15 protein-coding genes are annotated in these 16,062 nt (G+C 63.2%); 6 read left to right on the top strand and 9 right to left on the bottom strand.

From position 1 onward, the window contains the following. Window positions 1–178 precede the first annotated feature (178 nt). Both ACNQOP_RS07710 and ACNQOP_RS07705 read left to right on the top strand, forming a co-directional pair. Window positions 179–1,372: a WXG100 family type VII secretion target gene (locus ACNQOP_RS07710; protein ID WP_416403943.1), complete on the top strand. Its 1,194-nt coding sequence runs from the start codon at window positions 179–181 to the stop codon at window positions 1,370–1,372. 18 nt (window positions 1,373–1,390) lie between these two features. Then, entirely contained in the window at window positions 1,391–1,891 is a 501-nt protein-coding gene (locus ACNQOP_RS07705; protein ID WP_416403941.1) for a hypothetical protein, read from the top strand. Here the strand turns inward: ACNQOP_RS07705 and ACNQOP_RS07700 are convergent. The 6 genes from ACNQOP_RS07700 to ACNQOP_RS07675 all read right to left on the bottom strand — a co-directional run bounded on the left by ACNQOP_RS07700 (window position 1,857) and on the right by ACNQOP_RS07675 (window position 9,964). After that, window positions 1,857–2,903 (bottom strand): Gfo/Idh/MocA family oxidoreductase, encoded by a 1,047-nt coding sequence (locus ACNQOP_RS07700; protein ID WP_416403939.1) that lies wholly within the window; start codon window positions 2,901–2,903, stop codon window positions 1,857–1,859. The two genes, ACNQOP_RS07705 and ACNQOP_RS07700, sit on opposite strands and share 35 nt — an antisense overlap. A gap of 213 nt (window positions 2,904–3,116) precedes the next feature. Further along, on the bottom strand, window positions 3,117–4,844 hold the full coding sequence (locus ACNQOP_RS07695) for an ABC transporter family substrate-binding protein (RefSeq protein WP_349469244.1): 1,728 nt from the start codon (window positions 4,842–4,844) through the stop codon (window positions 3,117–3,119). Window positions 4,845–4,922: 78 nt separating this feature from the next. Further along, the gene (locus tag ACNQOP_RS07690) at window positions 4,923–7,082 is read right to left on the bottom strand and encodes a dipeptide ABC transporter ATP-binding protein (protein ID WP_416403936.1); all 2,160 of its coding nucleotides are present in this window, start codon (window positions 7,080–7,082) and stop codon (window positions 4,923–4,925) included. Next, window positions 7,079–8,041: an ABC transporter permease gene (locus tag ACNQOP_RS07685; RefSeq protein WP_416403934.1), complete on the bottom strand. Its 963-nt coding sequence runs from the start codon at window positions 8,039–8,041 to the stop codon at window positions 7,079–7,081. Before ACNQOP_RS07685 ends, ACNQOP_RS07690 begins: the two co-directional genes overlap by 4 nt. Beyond that, on the bottom strand, window positions 8,041–9,024 hold the full coding sequence (locus ACNQOP_RS07680) for an ABC transporter permease (protein WP_257370756.1): 984 nt from the start codon (window positions 9,022–9,024) through the stop codon (window positions 8,041–8,043). The genes ACNQOP_RS07685 and ACNQOP_RS07680 overlap by 1 nt, the downstream gene beginning before the upstream one ends. 334 nt (window positions 9,025–9,358) lie before the next feature. Further along, the gene (locus ACNQOP_RS07675) at window positions 9,359–9,964 is read right to left on the bottom strand and encodes a TetR/AcrR family transcriptional regulator (RefSeq protein ID WP_235521115.1); all 606 of its coding nucleotides are present in this window, start codon (window positions 9,962–9,964) and stop codon (window positions 9,359–9,361) included. A 96-nt stretch (window positions 9,965–10,060) separates the two neighbouring features. On the opposite strand from ACNQOP_RS07675, the gene ACNQOP_RS07670 reads away from it, so the two are divergent. Both ACNQOP_RS07670 and ACNQOP_RS07665 read left to right on the top strand, forming a co-directional pair. Next, window positions 10,061–10,627, top strand: coding sequence for an NAD(P)H-dependent oxidoreductase (locus tag ACNQOP_RS07670; RefSeq protein ID WP_235521117.1), 567 nt, complete (start codon window positions 10,061–10,063; stop codon window positions 10,625–10,627). Window positions 10,628–10,789: 162 nt separating this feature from the next. Then, window positions 10,790–11,638, top strand: coding sequence for a GerMN domain-containing protein (locus tag ACNQOP_RS07665; RefSeq protein WP_416403931.1), 849 nt, complete (start codon window positions 10,790–10,792; stop codon window positions 11,636–11,638). Here ACNQOP_RS07665 and ACNQOP_RS07660 read toward each other — a convergent pair. The 3 genes from ACNQOP_RS07660 to ACNQOP_RS07650 form a co-directional block, all read right to left on the bottom strand. After that, window positions 11,635–12,099, bottom strand: coding sequence for a hypothetical protein (locus tag ACNQOP_RS07660; protein WP_416403929.1), 465 nt, complete (start codon window positions 12,097–12,099; stop codon window positions 11,635–11,637). The genes ACNQOP_RS07665 and ACNQOP_RS07660 overlap by 4 nt on opposite strands. 55 nt (window positions 12,100–12,154) lie before the next feature. Next, window positions 12,155–13,189, bottom strand: a complete 1,035-nt coding sequence (locus ACNQOP_RS07655) for a hypothetical protein (protein ID WP_416403927.1) — start codon at window positions 13,187–13,189, stop codon at window positions 12,155–12,157. A gap of 95 nt (window positions 13,190–13,284) precedes the next feature. Further along, entirely contained in the window at window positions 13,285–14,133 is an 849-nt protein-coding gene (locus ACNQOP_RS07650; protein WP_416403925.1) for an isocitrate lyase/PEP mutase family protein, read from the bottom strand. Between the two features lie 111 nt (window positions 14,134–14,244). Between ACNQOP_RS07650 and ACNQOP_RS07645 the strand changes: the two genes are divergently transcribed. Next, complete coding sequence (locus ACNQOP_RS07645; protein WP_416403923.1) at window positions 14,245–15,552, top strand: PLP-dependent aminotransferase family protein; 1,308 nt, start codon at window positions 14,245–14,247, stop codon at window positions 15,550–15,552. Next, a complete protein-coding gene (locus ACNQOP_RS07640; RefSeq protein ID WP_235521129.1) occupies window positions 15,549–15,977 on the top strand; it encodes a universal stress protein in 429 nt (142 codons plus the stop codon). The genes ACNQOP_RS07645 and ACNQOP_RS07640 overlap by 4 nt, the downstream gene beginning before the upstream one ends. Window positions 15,978–16,062 lie beyond the last annotated feature (85 nt).

Here is a 16,062-nt window from a genome sequence, read left to right as displayed (position 1 = left end):
CGACGAGGTTACGCACCTGCTGAAAGTTTTTTTGGCGGGCTTTATTCACACCGGCAGTTCTCCCCATGGCAGCCCTGCCTGGCACTGGTTATGCTCGGGAGACGCCTGGCGCCAAACTGGCCTGCAGGTTTTCAAATGTCGCTACGTTCAGGGGATACGTGATGGGACTGGTTTGGTAATGGCGCAGGGATTGGTGGGCGCCGACGTCGGAGATCTCCGGCGGCTTTCGGCAGTAATGGACTCTGAGGCACAAAAGATCAGTGGCCTGCGGCAGCAGCTCAACGCATTGATCCAGCAAGGCAACTACTGGCGGGGCAACGACGCCGACCGCTTCCGCAGTGCCTGGCACAGTGATCTCCAGGGCCGGCTGGGCGCCGCAGCAGCATGCCTCAAGGAGAACGCCCGGGCCTTGAAACTCAATGCCGAACAGCAGGAGCAAGCCTCCCTGGGCGGGCCGGGGCGTGGGCTGGGTGATGGAAAGGGCAGGAGCGGCTCAGGGACACTGGGTTTCACGTTTGATCCAACAACCTACGGCCCCGTCACAGTTGAAGGTGAGGGTTCTTTCGACAGCCAGGCAACGGGTGAAACGCATGGCTCCATGGGACCGGGCGGGATCACAGTGGGCGGCTCCGGCGAAGCATCCACCGGCGGGCAGATGACGTGGACGGCCAAGGGCGGATACGGGCCCATGGACACCACTGTCACCAACGAAACGTTCGTGGGAGCCCGCGCCAACGGCGAGTTTGAGGCCAGCGTGCCGTTCGGGCTCGGACTCCCCCACGCCAGCGCCAACGGTGAAGCGTTTGCAGGGGCCGAGAACACCACCACGGTTCGCTCTGAGTTCTTTGACGGTTGGATTACCAACACCTCCACAACCCGGGCCATGACCGGGGTAGAGGCCAGCGCCCATGCCAACGCAAGCAGCCCCTTCCTCTTTTCCGGCGGCGGTGAGGGGTTCGCCGGTCAAAAGATCACCACGGACAATGAGACCGAGTTTGCCGGAGGCCTGTTCAGTGTGGGCCAAGGCGGAGAGCTGCGGGCCGGGGCATGGGCCAGCGCAGGTGAAGGCGAAGTCAGCGTCAAGAACAAGGACGTCACAGGCAGCGCGTTCAGCGCCGGTGCGGGTGCTGAACTGACCGGGAGCCAATACGTGGAAGTGCTGGGGCAGAAGATAACGCTCAACGGCACAGTCGCTGCGGGCGCAGGTGAGAGTCACTACTACACCGTCTCCTTGGACGAGGACGGGCTTACGCTCGGCGCAGGTGCCAAGATCACCGCAGAGCTGGGCCTGGGCGCAGGCGGCCAGATTACGCTCAGCCCCAAAGGCTTCATGGACTCCGTCACCGGTTTCATCGACTTCGTCAACAACTAGGCTCCGAAAGGGCTCTCCGTGACATCGCAGCAGGTTTTCCCGTCCGAAGCATTCCCCGCGTACCCCACCATCAAACTCAACCCACCGGCCGGTTGGACCCAGCACGTTGTGCCCGAAGCGGTGGGAGCGTTGATGGCACCGGCCGTGGAAAGAAATTACACCGCGAACGTCGTCATCTCCGTCTCGCGCCGCCGCCCCGGGTACGGGCTGCAGGACATTGCCGCATCGGTAGACCAGTTCCTGGGTTCCTTGCCCGAGGCTGTCCTCCTGGGTACAGAGCCGGTGACCATCAACGGCCGGGATTGGCACGTGCGGGAAGCCCGTTACACCCACCCCCAGGCTGGATCCCTGGCGCAGTTCACCGCGGTCACCGTGGTTGAGCAAAACGCTGCGGCGGATGTCATCCAGCTGACGGGAAGCTGCCAGCCGCGCGAGGGCAATGCTGACCTGAAAGCGATCTACTCGGTGGTTGCGAGCGCCGACATCACACCAGCCCCCGGGCCTGCTCAATCAGCTTGAGCACGGCCACCGAATCAGCCGGATCAACAGGCAACGGACGCGACGACGCCGTACCGCCGTCGTCGATCTTGTCCGCCAGCAACCGGTAGAACTCCGGATACGCCCCACGTTCGGTGGGGACCGTGGTGCGCTCGCCGTCTACTGCCAGGGTCCCATGGTTTTGCGCGGGCTCGACGCCGTACTCCGGGTCGGTGGGGAGCCCGCCTTCGGACAAGTAGGGTTCCTGCGGGTCCGCCCCGAACTTCACGAAACCGCCGCGGGTACCCAGAATCCGGAAGCGTGGACCGGGAAGCTGGCTGTTGAGGTTGATAGTCACGTGGCTGACCACTCCCGATCTGTGGTCGAGGACCAGGAATACGTCGTCGTCGGCGCTCTCCTGGGGGCGGCGGGCCCGGATCTCCGCGTGAGTCACTTCCGCCGGCCCGAAGAACCGTAAAGCCAGGTCCAGCACATGGGTGCCGAGGTCGAACAGCACCCCGCCCCCGTCCTCCGCCGTCGCACTGGCTTTCCATTCCTTCGCGATTGCCGGCGCCCACCGCTCCATCCCCGCTTCGAAACGGGTCACCGTCCCCAGCGTGCCGGCGTCGAGCAGTTTCTGCACGGTAAGGGCGTCGGCGTCCCAGCGCCGGTTTTGGTAGACAGTGAGCACCCGACCCAGCTTCGCCGTGAGCCGGATCAGTTCCTCGCCTTGGTTGCTGTGGACCACGAACGGTTTATCCACGACGACGTCGAGGCCGGCTTCCAGCGCCGCTTTGGCGAGCGGGTAGTGGGTTGCGGGAGGTGTGCCGATAACCAGGAGGTCCAGGTGGTCCGCGAGGGCCAGGATGCCATCGGGAGTGTCGACGATCTTTGCCTGCGGGTACCGGTCCTTCGCTTTGGCTTGGCGTGCCGCGTCCGATGTTGCAATGACGGCGAGCTCATACGCGGGGCTGGCGGCGATGAACGGAGCATGGAAAACACTGCCGGAGAGCCCGAAACCGGCAACGGCTGTGCGGATAGGCGTGGAAGTCATGCCCCTAGGCTACCGACCCTCGCTCACGTAACCGCCCCTTCCCGCGATCCCTCTCTCACCGGGTGAGAGAGGAATCGGCCCAAACGGGAGGGATGTGAGAGAGGGATCGGGGTATGGCGAAGGCCGGGAACCAACCCCGAACCGATCGAACCGGATAAACCGATCAACAGGTTGGGGGTGGTTCCCGGCCTTCAGGAAACTACAGCGGGCGGGCTACTTCTTGGTGCCCTTTTCCCAACCGATGGTGGTCCAGTCCGGAACGTTGGAGTTGCTCTTGAACAGGGCCGGGCCGTAGTTGGCCAGGCCCTTGTGCACGAACTGGATCTCCGGGCCATTCAGCACCGTACCCATGGAGAAGTACTTCTCCATGTGCTTCTTTTCCACGTCCATGGCTGCCTTGTTGCGCTCTTTGTCGTCGGCAATGGAGGCCAGGCGCTTGATTTCAGCATCCAGCTCGGCGTCGCCCAGACCGTTCTCGTTCGTGGAGGAATCGTAGAACTGCTTCACACCATCAGTGGCATCCGAACCAACGGTGTACCCGGAAATGGTGACATCGAAGTCGCGGGTACCAATGACCTTGCCGAAGTCGGCGTCGCCGCGCTGGTCAATGGTCACGTCCATGCCGGCAGCCTGGAGCTGCTTCTGCAGGGTTTGTGAAGTTGCAGCGGTAGTGGGGTCATCGCCGAAGTTGGTGATCTTGAAAGCAACAGGAACACCATCCTTCGCCATGATGCCCTTGTCGTTGGCCGTGTAGCCGGCATCGGTCAGGACCTTCTTGGCGGCGTCGGCGCCGGTGTCCTTCACCGGGTAGTTGTCCTGGTAGTACTGGGAGAACGGCATCAGCATCATGGAGCCCGAGCTCTCTTCCGACCAGTTCAAGCCGTTGAAACGGACGTCGCGGATGGCTTTGCGGTCGACGGCGGTGAAGATCGCCTTGCGCACGGCCACGTCAGTCAGCGCGGGCTTCTTGGCGTTGAGGTTCAAGCCGCCGGCGAAGAGGCGCTGGCCGCGGCGGACGTCGGAGTCCTTGGTGCCTTCGAGCTGCTTGTAGCGGCCCAGGGTACGGCCGCTGGTTGCGTCGATTTCGCCGTTCTTGAACGCCGCGATGGTTGCACTCGGTTCCATCTGGCGCCAGATGATCTTGTCCAGGACCGGCTTCTGGCCCCACCACTTGTCATTGGGAACCATGGTGACGGTCTTCGCCGTCGAGTCGTACTTCTCCACCTTGAACGGACCGGCCATCCACTCCGGGTGCATCTCGCCGGCGAAGCCCTTGTTGAAGATGTCGGCGGTGTTGATCGCGGGGTGGATCAGGCCGAAGAACAGGCTTTCCAGGGGGTAGACGGGCTGAGTGGTGGTGACGATGACTTCCTTGTCGTTGGCACCAGCCTTGACGGAATCAACGAAGGCGTAAGCGCCGGCGGTGACGATGTCGATGGACTTGTCCTCGCCTTTGAGCATGTTCCAGGTGTTCTGGAAGGTCTTGACGTCGATCGGCGTACCGTCGTTCCAGGTTGCCTTGTCATTGACCTTGATGGTGATGGTCTGCTTGCCGTCCTTGACTTCGCTCTTGACGTCCTCGCAGAAGTCCTTGTTGGGCGAAGCCTTGCCGTCAAAGTCCAGCTTCCAGCAACCACCGATTCCGCCGCTGCTCATGCCTACCGGATTGACCGGAGTCAGCAGGGCCGACGTGTCTGCGCTGTTGCCCACATTGGAGTTGTTATTGAAGTCTGGGCCGATGCTGCCTGTCGCCAGGGTGACCGTGCCGCCCTGGTCCAGGTCCTTCGTTTCCTTGGCGTTGACGCTGATCAGCTTACTGATGTCACCGCCACTTTCTTCTGCCTTCTGGGAGGCAGGACCCGACGGCGTTCCCCCGCCGCAAGCGGTGAGCATGAGCGCTGCTGCGAGTGCTACGCCACCGATCGTCGTGTACTTCTTCATGGTTTGCCCTTCATGTTTACGACTTGGAATATTTTTGCGAGTTGAGACCAGGGATATATGTCAATGCGTCATGTGTTGTCAGGCATGCACCACCAGCATGTCGGCATCAATTTCTCCGTCCGGGTAGAAGCATGCGAAGTCCTGTGCACCTTCAGAAGCCAGTGGCGGCTCCAGAGTAAGGCACTTCTCCCGCTTCCCTGCGGGAAGCGCGGCGAACACCGGGCAACGTGTAGCGAAGTTACATCCCTTGGGTGCGTCAAGCGGACTGGGCAGGTCGCCTTGCAGGATGATGCGCTCGCGGGTACGTTCCAGGTTCGGGTCCGGAACAGGGATAGCGGACAGGAGCGCCCGTGTGTACGGGTGGCGAGGGTTGTCGAAGACGTCGTCCACGTGGCCGGTTTCCACGATCTTGCCCAGGTACATCACGGCCACACGGTCCGAGATGTGCCGGACCACAGAGAGGTCGTGGGCCACCATGAGGTAGCTCAGGCCCAGTTCGGCACGGAGCTTGTCCAGCAGGTTGATCACGCCAGCCTGAACTGAAACGTCCAAAGCAGAGACCGGCTCGTCCAGGACCACCAACTTGGGATTGACGGCGAGCGCCCGGGCAATGCCGATGCGTTGGCGCTGGCCGCCGGAGAACTGGTTGGGGAAGCGGTTCACGTGATCCGGCTGCAGGCCCACCAGCTTCATGAGCTCCATGATGCGTTTCCTGATGGCGGCCTTGGGCATCCCCAGGTTTTCCAGGGGCTCGGCCAGGACTTCGTAAACAGTGAAGCGCGGATCCAGGGCGCCCGTGGGGTCCTGGAACACCATCTGCATTTCCTTGCGCATGGCCATCTTGGTTTTGTGGTCGGTGGCTACCTTGTTGCTGACGCCTCCAATGACCACCTCGCCCACCTGGTCCGGGTGGAACTCCATGATTTCAAGCAAAGTGGTGGTCTTACCGCAGCCGGACTCGCCCACGATCGAGACGCACTCGCCCTCGCGGATGTCGAAGCTCAGCCCGTCAACGGCCTTGACCGTGCCAATGCGCTTCTTGATGAGTGCACCCTTGAGCAGCGGGAAGTGCTTCTTCACGTCCTTGAGTTCCAGGACCTTTGCGCGCTCAAGGCGCGCTACGCCGTCGAACTTTGAAACGGGCTTGGGCGGTGCCTGGAAGATCTTGTGCGCATCGGCGTCGCCGGAAAGTTCATCGGCCTTGATGCAGGCTGCCTTGTGTCCAAGTGTCTGCCCCTGCACACCCGGTACCGCGAGCAGCTCCGGTTCGCCGTGCAGGCAGGCGTCGCTGACCATCGGGCAGCGGGCCGCGAAAGAGCATCCGATGACGGGCTGCGCCAGGTTGGGCGGCGTCCCTTCGATGGGCACCAGCGATTGCTTGTCCGAGGAGTCCACGCGTGGCACGGCTCCCAGCAGGCCCAGCGTGTAGGGCATGCGCGGGTTGTAGTAGATGTCCTCGACGGTGCCGGTTTCCACGGGCTTGCCCGCGTACATCACCATGATGTCGTCCGCCATGCCGGCCACGACGCCGAGGTCGTGCGTGATCATGACGACGGCGGCGCCGGTTTCCTCTTGCGCGGTGTGCAGGACTTCGAGCACCTGCGCCTGGATGGTGACGTCCAACGCCGTCGTGGGTTCATCGGCGATGAGGACGCGGGGGTCGTTGGCAATCGCGATGGCGATCATGACGCGCTGGCGCATGCCGCCGGAGAACTCGTGCGGGAACGCCTTGAGCCGGTCCTTCGGGCTGGGGATGCCCACCATCCGCAAGAGGTCGACGGCGCGGGCTTCTTTTGCCTGCTTGGTCATGGTGGGATTGTGGACCGTGAGCGCCTCGATGATCTGGTGGCCCACCGTGTAGACGGGGGTCAGCGAGGACAGCGGGTCCTGGAAGACCATGGCGATGTCGCTGCCGCGGTGCTTGCACATGGCCTTATCGCTCAGGCCCAGCAGTTCCTTGCCCTTGTACCGGACGGAACCGGTGATGTCCGCGGTCTCGGGGAGGAGCCCCATGATGGCCATGGACGTGACGGACTTGCCGGAGCCGGACTCACCCACGATGCCCAGGGTTTTGCCGGGCATGAGGTCGAAGTCCACGCCGCGGACCGCGTGGACCACCCCGTTCTCCGAGTTGAAGCGGACGTTGAGGTCACGGACGCTGAGGACGGCGTCACCCGGAGCGTACAGTCCGGCATCGCGGAGGCGTTCGGCGGGGTTCTGGGAGATGTTCGTGCTCATTTGGTGATCTTCTTCGCAGTCTTGGTCTTCGCCCGGCCAATGGAACTGGAGCTGGGATCGAAAGCGTCACGGAGTCCGTCGTTCATCATGGCCAGAGAGCCTGTCAGCAGGAACATGACGGTCAAGGGAACCCAGAACATCCAGGGGAACGACGAGACCTGGCCTGTGGCCTGGCCGATCAGGACACCGAGGCTGACGTCGGGGAGCTTGATGCCGATGCCGATGAACGAGAACGCCACTTCAGCCAAAATGGCGCCGGTGATGCCGCGGGTGAAGTCCAGCACCAGCAGCGAGCCGATGTTCGGAACCAGGTGCCGCCACACAATGCGGCGGGAGGGGACGCCCATGTACTTGGCGGCTTTGACGTAGTCGCGTTGCATGAGCGACATGGACAGCGAGCGCACCAGGCGGGCAGTACCCATCCAGCTGAAGAAGAGCAGGACGATCACCAGCAGAAGCCAACTGGGGAGGTTCTTGAGTCCTCCGCTGCCACTGGTCGCCACGGCAACCACCAGGATGGCGGGCATCATGATGAGTGCTTCCAGGATGAACAGCATGGTGGCATCCACCTTGCCGCCAAAGAAAGCCATGGTGCATCCATACACGGCGGAGATCAGGACGGACAGACCACCCACAATCAGGCCAATGAGGATGGAGGTCCTGGTGCCATCAACGATCAGCGCCATGAGGTCGATGCCGGCCTGCGTCGTACCGAGCAGGTGGTCCGGGGACGGCGGCATCCCGATGTTGAACGGATCCAGGGTTTCCTTGTCCCACGGGGTCAGGAACCCGCCAAAAATGGAAAACAGGAACAGTGCCAGAAAAATGAACAAACCTGCGACGGCGGTCCGGTTCCGCATGAACCGGCGGAAAATGATGCGGGATTTCCCAATGACGACGTCCTGGTCGGCAACCCGGGACTCGTCGATTTCCGCGATGGGATCGATGATGTTCGTCATTACTGGACCCTCACTCGTGGATCAACCAGCGTTGTGGCGAAGTCGGCCAGGATAGCGCCGATCGCGAAGATCACCGAGCCGTAAGCCAACGTGGCTGTGGCTACGTTCACGTCCTGCAGACCGATCGACTGGATGCTCCACAAACCAATGCCTGGCCACGCGAAGATGGCTTCGGCGAAGAAGCCGCCGGTGAAGATCGCCGGGATGGTGAACGCGATGCTCTGAGCCACGGGAATGAAGGAGACACGCAGGGCGTGGCGGGTGATGGCCTGGTTACGGGTGAGGCCTTTGGCGCGGGCGGTGCGGACGAAGTCGGCGTTGACGTTGTCCAGCAGGTATTGCCGCTGGGCGATCTGGTAGCCGGCCCAACCGAAGATGGTCATCGCGAAGGTGGGCACGGCGTAGTGGGCCACAAGGTCAACGAAAGCGGGCCAACCGGGGTCGATTCCCGGCGTCGAAATTCCCGTCACGAAGAAGATGCGCTGCCCAACGGTTTCGTTGATGCTGATGGCACCAAGCTGGACCAGGAAGTAAGCGATGGGCGCCGGGAGAATGTGGACCAGATAGCTGTAGGACGTGATGACACGGTCCTGGAATTTGTACTGGCGTGCTGCGGAGTAGACGCCAAGTGCGACGCCGATGATCAGCGTCAGGATGATCGAGGCAATGAAGAGCCGGGTGGAAACCAGCACGCGATCCGCGAATTCGGCGTTAACGTATGCGCCGTTCGGGCTTCGTCCCCAGTCCCACCTGGTGACGATGCCGCCGAGCCATTCGACGTAGCGTTCCCACGCATTCTTGTCGGGGTCAAGGCCGAGACCCCTGAAGGATGCTGCCACCTGTTCGGGGGTGGGCCGGGGAATCTTTTCCTGCTCGAGGACCGCTGGTTTAAGCGACGAGACGGCCAGGAAGTAGCCGGCGCTTGTGGTCAGGAAGATCATGATCAGGTAGATTCCCGACCGCTTCATCAGATATTTCAGCATGTCGGGTTGCTGCCCCGAATCGTGGCAAAACTCAAAGCTCGTCCTTCCGCGGTTCCCGGCTGTGGCCGGCGTCAGCTACGAATTGGCGTAGTGGTTTGTTGAGCCCCCACACCCCTTCAGTGATCACCAGCCATGTATGGCATGCGTCACATTCAAGAGGAAACTACCACAATAACTGCTTCACGTTTTGCTTCGGCGGGGCCAGTTTCCCGCCTGCTGCCAGATTGTTATGTACAGGCTGCGTCACGAATTGGACCGTTAGTGTTTCTTTGCGGCGCCGCGATGCCGGCTACAAGGCAGGACGCTTTAGGCAGGGCGCATTAGGCAGGGCGCTTTAGGCAGGGCGCATCAAGCGGGCCACGACATCGCGCCACGAATCGGTGAGCCGCTTGGGGGAAATGCCACGCACCCGCACGTCATCGACAATTCGCTCAGGGTCCAAGGCATAGGTCAGGGACATGGCCATGACCCAGGGGTCGGCGATACCGGCTTCGCGCAGCAGGACCTCCATATGCCGATGCGAGAGCTTCGTCGCGGGGACGTCGAACCTGTTCCGGGTGGCAGCACCAGCCGCCTTCAGAAGTTCGCCGTTTTCGAGAACGAAGTAGATGCGGCCCTCACCGAATGCCGTCAGTCGCTCCGCTGGCGAGGCTCCGGGGCCCAAGGGCGGCGGCCCGAACATGAAAGCCCGCTGGAAGTCGGACTCCGCATCGCTCAGCAGGGTCATCATGAGGCCCGCGCGACTGCCGAAGCGGCGGAAGACCGTCCCTTTGCCAACCTTCGCCTTGCACGCCAGGGCATCCATGGTTAATGCCTCAGCCCCGAACTCGTCCACCAACTCGCGTGCAGCACAGAGGAGCCGCTCACGGTTCCGTGCGGCATCGCTGCGCTCATGCGGTGAACCGAGAGGCAGGTCCGGCTGCAGGGGGACGAAGCTCACAAGAAATATTCTAGACCCGGGAATAGAAAGCGGACTGCGGTCCGTTTAGTATCGATGAAGGCACCAACGCTTACATCGCTTCCCAAAGGAGACACCATGTCCAAGAGCACCGTTCTTACCCTCGTCGGCAGCCTCCGCGCCGATTCCCACAACAAGAAGCTCGCCGAGGCCATCCAGCTGAACGCACCGGAGAACGTGGACGTCCAGATCCACGACTCCTTGGGCAACATCCCCTTCTACAACGAAGACATCGACGTCGAAGGCCAGGTCCCCGCCGAAGCCGCCGCCCTGCGCGCAGCGGCAGCCGACGCCGACACCATCCTGCTGGTCACCCCCGAGCACAACGGCACCGTTCCCGCTTCCCTGAAGAACGCCATTGACTGGCTGTCCCGCCCGTTCGGCGCCGGTGCCCTCTCCGGCAAGCCGACCGCCGTCGTCGGAACCGCTTTTGGCCAGTACGGTGGCGTGTGGGCGCAGGACGAGGCCCGCAAGGCTGTCGGCATCGCCGGTGCCAAGGTCCTCGAAGACGTCAAGCTCGCCGTGCCGGGTTCCATGATCCGCTTCGCGGAACTCCACCCCAAGGACGACGCCGAGATCGTTGAGCAGATCAAGGGCATCTTCGAGCCCCTGACAGCTGCCCAGGACGAAGAAGCAGCCGCTTAGTCTTTCCGCTTTCAATGCCCCCGCGCCGCAGCTTGTGGCGTGGGGGCATTTGCGTACCTGGCCACCTGCCCACGACCCGGCAGGCGTGATCAACTCTTGTCCGAACCGTCACCGTTACGGCATGTTGCGGTGCGGCCTGCGGCCCTAACGTTGGATGTACAGGTGGACGGACAGGAGCGCGGGGCTGTCATGCATGCCGGACGGGGACTCAAAGGTACGACGACGATCGCGGCTGCCTGCGTGGCGCTGGCCCTGTGGGTGGCTGGCTGCACGACGGGTCCCGGCACCCTCCCTCAGCAAAGCGCCGAGCCGCTGCCCACAGTTTCCGTGACACCACCTCCCCGGCCGGTCAGTCCTGCGGCCCCTGCCTCGCCGGGCCCGTCATTTTCGTCGGTGCCCGCCATGCCTTCAGTTGCCATCCCATCAGCCTCGCTAGCTCCTGCCAGCCCGGTCACCGCCACTCCCCCGTCACCCACTCCTGCCGCCAACACTCCCGCGCCGGCCGCGACCGGGCCGGGCTCCGCCGTCGCGCCTTCCACCGACCCGGCGACCCCACCGCCGGTCCCCCTCCCCTCGAACCGCACCCCCCGCGTGCCGGACGACGTCGACGCTGCGGGTCCCGCGGTCTACTACGTTGCAATAAACGACGGCGGCGCCCACGGCGTGCGGTTCGGCTGCAACGACAGCCTGGTTCCGGTGCGTGGAGCAACCACCCCAGGCGACCCGCTGTCCGTGGCGCTGGGACGGCTGCTTGAAGGGGGCCTGCCCGTGGACGGTGACGCAGCCCTGTACGACGCACTCGCTGGCTCATCGCTGCATTTCCTGTCCGGCTATATGAGCGGCTCAACCGTCGTGGTGAACCTCAGCGGAGCGCTGCGGCCCGGAGGTGTCTGCGACGTGCCCCGCATCCAGGCGCAACTGACACACACCGCCGTCGCGGCCAGCGGGGCTTCGCGAGCTGAGATCTACGTGAACGGCAGGACACTCACGGAGGCGCTGAGCGTGCGCTAGCCAGTGGCGATTGCCAACACCCGGCGGAGTGCCCATGCCACCCGCAGAAGGGCCAGGACCGAGGCAAACGCCAGGACGAACACCACCGCTTCCGGAATCCACAGCCCCGTGGGCCCATCACCCTCAAGGACGACGGTGACCAGCGCACCAACCACCAACAGGCCCAGTCCGGGAATGGCGAAAAGGAACACTTCACCAATCTGGCGACGATGAAGGGGTGAGAGCCTCTCGAGGGGCAGCTCCCGTTGCCCCGGGGCGGACTTCTTGCCAAGCACGTTGATCAGCATGGAAACACTGGTGAGCGTCAGGCCCGCCGTCGCACCCGCCAAGGTGGCCAGGGTTTGGAACAGTGCCCGGCGCGCACCGGCGTCGACATCTTCCAGCATCAGCGGGTGAGCCGCGGTCAGGGCTACGCCCAACCACAGCGACACCGCCCCGGCCGCCCAAAGATAGTCGGCCATGGGATGCAACAGAAACCATCGCCAGGCGGTTCGCCGAGGACCGGTTGACTCCACCTCAACCCCGAACAAGCTCATGGCCGGCACCGCCCGCCTCTTCCTCGGCGTCCGGGCTTTCGGCGTCGGCGAGGGCAGCCCGCATCGCCGACAGGCCCCCACTGACAAGGTCAGGGACGAGGCCTGCGTCCGCCGGCCCTTTGAGGTCAGGCAACGTCCTTGCGAAGAACGGCTCGTTGTCCCGTGCCTGCTTGTTGAGGATGGCGATAGCTTCCGCCACCGACTTTTGGGGATCGTTGAACACATCCGGGTCCACCTCGACATGCGAGATGAACCTTTCCTTCAAGAGGTCCACCACTTCCCGGTCTCCCGTCAGCGAATCCTTGCCCTCAGCCACCACATAATCGAAGTGCTCCACTGATCCAGCCCTGCGGAAGAGGTCGATCAGTTGCTGAATGCGGTCGCGGATCCTCTGCTTATCCTCAGCCTTGCCTGACCTGCCGACGCTCAGGGAAATCCGGAACGTGCCCTCATTCATGAGGCGCGAGGCGCTGTCCAGCACCTCAGCCCATTCACCTTCCATGAGCTTTCCGGACAACCGTTCCGCGGGAAGGGCAAACTCGAACCGGCTCACCTCCAGCCGGGCAAGGATTTCCTCGATATCCTCCCTGACCACCGGGACAAGGCCGGGTTCCAACCCCAGCATGCCCTCCAGGTACTCGGCCATCCGGGACGCCCGCGGACCGTTGCCACTGGTCAGGACTGCGATGACATTCCGTTTGAGGAATGCGAAATATGTGGTCTCCAAAAGGTGGTCGCCTGGTGCCAGGGGAAGCGGTTTGCGGCGCCCCAGCACGTCACCCACGCTCGGCAGGTTGGTGTCGCGGACCCGGTCCAGGAGAAGGACGGGATGGGGTGCCATCGACGCCGCCTGGGCAAGCAACACCGTGCCATCCGCACTGGTGAAGTGCCTGTCAGTCCCGGCGTCCTGGGCATTCTTCAAGACCTCGGCAACCCGCCGGGCGGGAAACGGCCGGTTGAGCTCGTCACCATTCAGTTGCTCGATCCGCCAGAACTGCACGCTGCGTCGCGCCATGGACCCTCCCCTCGTCCTCCACGGAACCAAAGCTACCGGCGAGGACCGACATTAAAGCCAGGGGCCGCCGTCGTGCCCCAACTGCCCTACCGGAACTACAGGCTGTACTTGGGGCCCTCCGCGAACAACGCGTCCATTTGGTCGTGGCTGCGCGTCCCTGCCAGGCCGGCCCAGTTTCCGTCACCCAGAATTTCCGTGGCGACCTTGGCCACCTTGGCGTACGCCGCCTTGGCGGTGTTGCCGCCAATACTGACACGGCGGACGCCGGCGTCGTGCAATTCCAAAGGCGACGGCGCCCCGACCCCTGCCAGCGCGTTGAGGGGCGCCGGAATCCGGCTGGAAAGCTGGTGCAGAACATGCAAATCCACGACTCCGGGGACAAAAATTCCGTCCGCCCCGGCGGTCAGGTAGGTCTCGGCGCGGCGCAGGGTTTCCTCGTAGGCGGCCTCGTTGAAACGCCCCGAAAGGTACGTGTCAGTGCGGGCATTGATGAACAAAGGGATGGCGCGGTCGTCCGCCGTTGCACGGATCAAGGCGATGCGGCGGGACTGCTCGTTGATGTCGGTGAGCGGCTCGGCACCGGAGTCTTCGATGTTGATGCCAACGGCACCGGCATCCAAAACGGCGTGGACCGTTGCCCGGAGCTCGTCATCGGTACGTCCATAGCCTGTCTCTATATCCGCCGTCACGGGCAGCGTGGTGGCCGCAACCACGCGGCCGAGGGCTGCCATCGCCAGCCCCCACGGCACGTGGTCGCCGTCCCGATATCCCAAACTCCAGGAGACTGCCGAGCTTGAGGTGGCAATGGCCGCAGCACCGGCTTCCTGGACCACGCGGGCGGAAGCGGCGTCCCACACATTCACCAACACCAAGGGCGCGGGGCCTGCGTCGTGGAGCTTGTGGAAGTGTTCGGCTTTGGTCACGGATGCCCGATGTGCTGTCATAGCTACATTCCAGCCCCTCACGTCCGCGTCGTAAAGCGCGACCGTCAAAATGGCACGGCAGGCGAAAACAAATGTTGCCTAATTAGCAACCTCGAGGAGTATCCTTTCACTGTGACCCACGAAACATTGGATGCCGGCGCAACACTGCCCGCTGAAGCCATCGACGCCATTGAGCGGGCCGCCACGGCCGCCCACCCGCACGAGGAACTGTTCTCCGCGCGGGCCGCCAACATTAAGCAGTCCGCAGTCCGCGATGTCTTCGACATCTCGATGAGGCCCGGGCTTGTGTCCCTTGCAGGCGGCAACCCGTACCTGCAATCGCTGCCCTTGGAGCAGCTTGGACAGACCGCCGCCCGCATCATCGCAGAAGAAGGCATGACCGCCCTGCAGTACGGTGGCGGCCAGGGTACCGAGGAACTGCGCGCGCAAATCTGCGAGATCATGGCAGCTGAAGGCATCACTGATGCACTACCCGAGAACGTGGTGATCACTGCAGGCTCCCAGTCCGCCCAGGACGTCGCCACGAAGGTCTTTTGCAACCCCGGCGACGTCGTCCTGGTTGAGAACCCCACCTACGTTGGCGCGCTGAACACCTTCGAGGCGTACCAGGTGCAGGTGGAACCGATCGAAATGGACGACGACGGTCTGGTACCGGAGCTTCTGGAGGCCAGGATCGCGGCGCTCCAGGCAGAGGGCAAGAACATCAAGTTCCTCTACACGATCCCCAACTTCAACAATCCTTCCGGGATCACGCTGGCAGAAGCACGCAGGCAGCGCATCGTCGATATATGCCGCAGTTCGAATATTATCGTTCTTGAGGACAACCCCTATGGACTGCTGCGGTTCGACGGCCATCCGATTGCGCCGATACGCGCAGCCAACCCCGACGACGTCATCTATTTGGGCTCATTCTCCAAGATCTTCGCCCCGGGCCTGCGTATCGGTTGGGCGCTGGTACCCGCGCACCTCCAACGCCGCTTCTACCTCGCCTCCGAGGCTGTAACACTGTGCCCACCGCCGTTGAACCAGATGCTCGTCTCGGCCTACCTTCGGGACTACGACTGGAAAGGCCAAATCGACACGTACCGGTCGTTGTACGCAGAACGCTGCGAGGCCCTGCTGTCGGCGCTGGACACCTACATGCCGTCCGGACTCTCATGGACGCGGCCCGACGGCGGGTTCTTCGTTTGGGTCACCCTGCCCGACGGCGTGGACACCTACCCGCTGCTGGGCAAAGCGATCGACGCCGGCGTTGTCTTCATCCCCGGCGCAGCCTTCTCACCCGCCGACGGACCATCCAACAAGCTTCGGCTCGCCTTCAGCGCCGTGCCTCCGGATACGATAGCCGAAGGCGTCCGCCGCCTGGCCCCCGTCCTGGCGGAAGCCATCGAAGCCACCACTGAAGGAGCAGCACAATGACCGGAGTTGTGATTGTAGGAGTAGACGGCAGCGAAACGGCAATGAGGGCGGCCCAGGCAGCCCAGCAATTGGCCATCGGCTTGGGGGCGAGCCTGCGCGTCGTGAGCGCCTTCGACAGCAACCGGACAGAAGTTGTGGAGATCGGCACCGACAGGTGGATCGTTTCCGACGCCGCCGAAGCTGAGGCTGTAGCCCGCGACGTAGCAGAGCGGCTCAAGGACGAACGCCTTGAAGTGACTTATTCAGCCGCCCGCGGCAAGCCGGGCGAGGCACTCGTCAAGGAAGCCGAGATGCAGGACGCCCGGTTGATCGTCGTCGGAAACCGTCGCATGCAGGGCTTGGGCCGGGTGCTGGGAAGCGTCGCCAACACTGTCGCCCACACGGCGCCCTGCGATGTCTACATCGCCAAGACTGACCAGCCGTAAGCGAGCTGGATCACGCCGCCGGGTGGGGAGCCTCACCCGGCGTTTGGCGTCTTTTCGGCCTGGCAGCTGACTGAACCGTTATAAA

Origin of the sequence: Arthrobacter sp. LFS091 (genome assembly GCF_047977885.1) — a bacterium.
In the GTDB taxonomy this organism is placed as follows: domain Bacteria; phylum Actinomycetota; class Actinomycetes; order Actinomycetales; family Micrococcaceae; genus Arthrobacter.
Note: the sequence above shows the minus strand (reverse complement) of the source record. Positions and strands in the feature narration are given on the sequence as shown.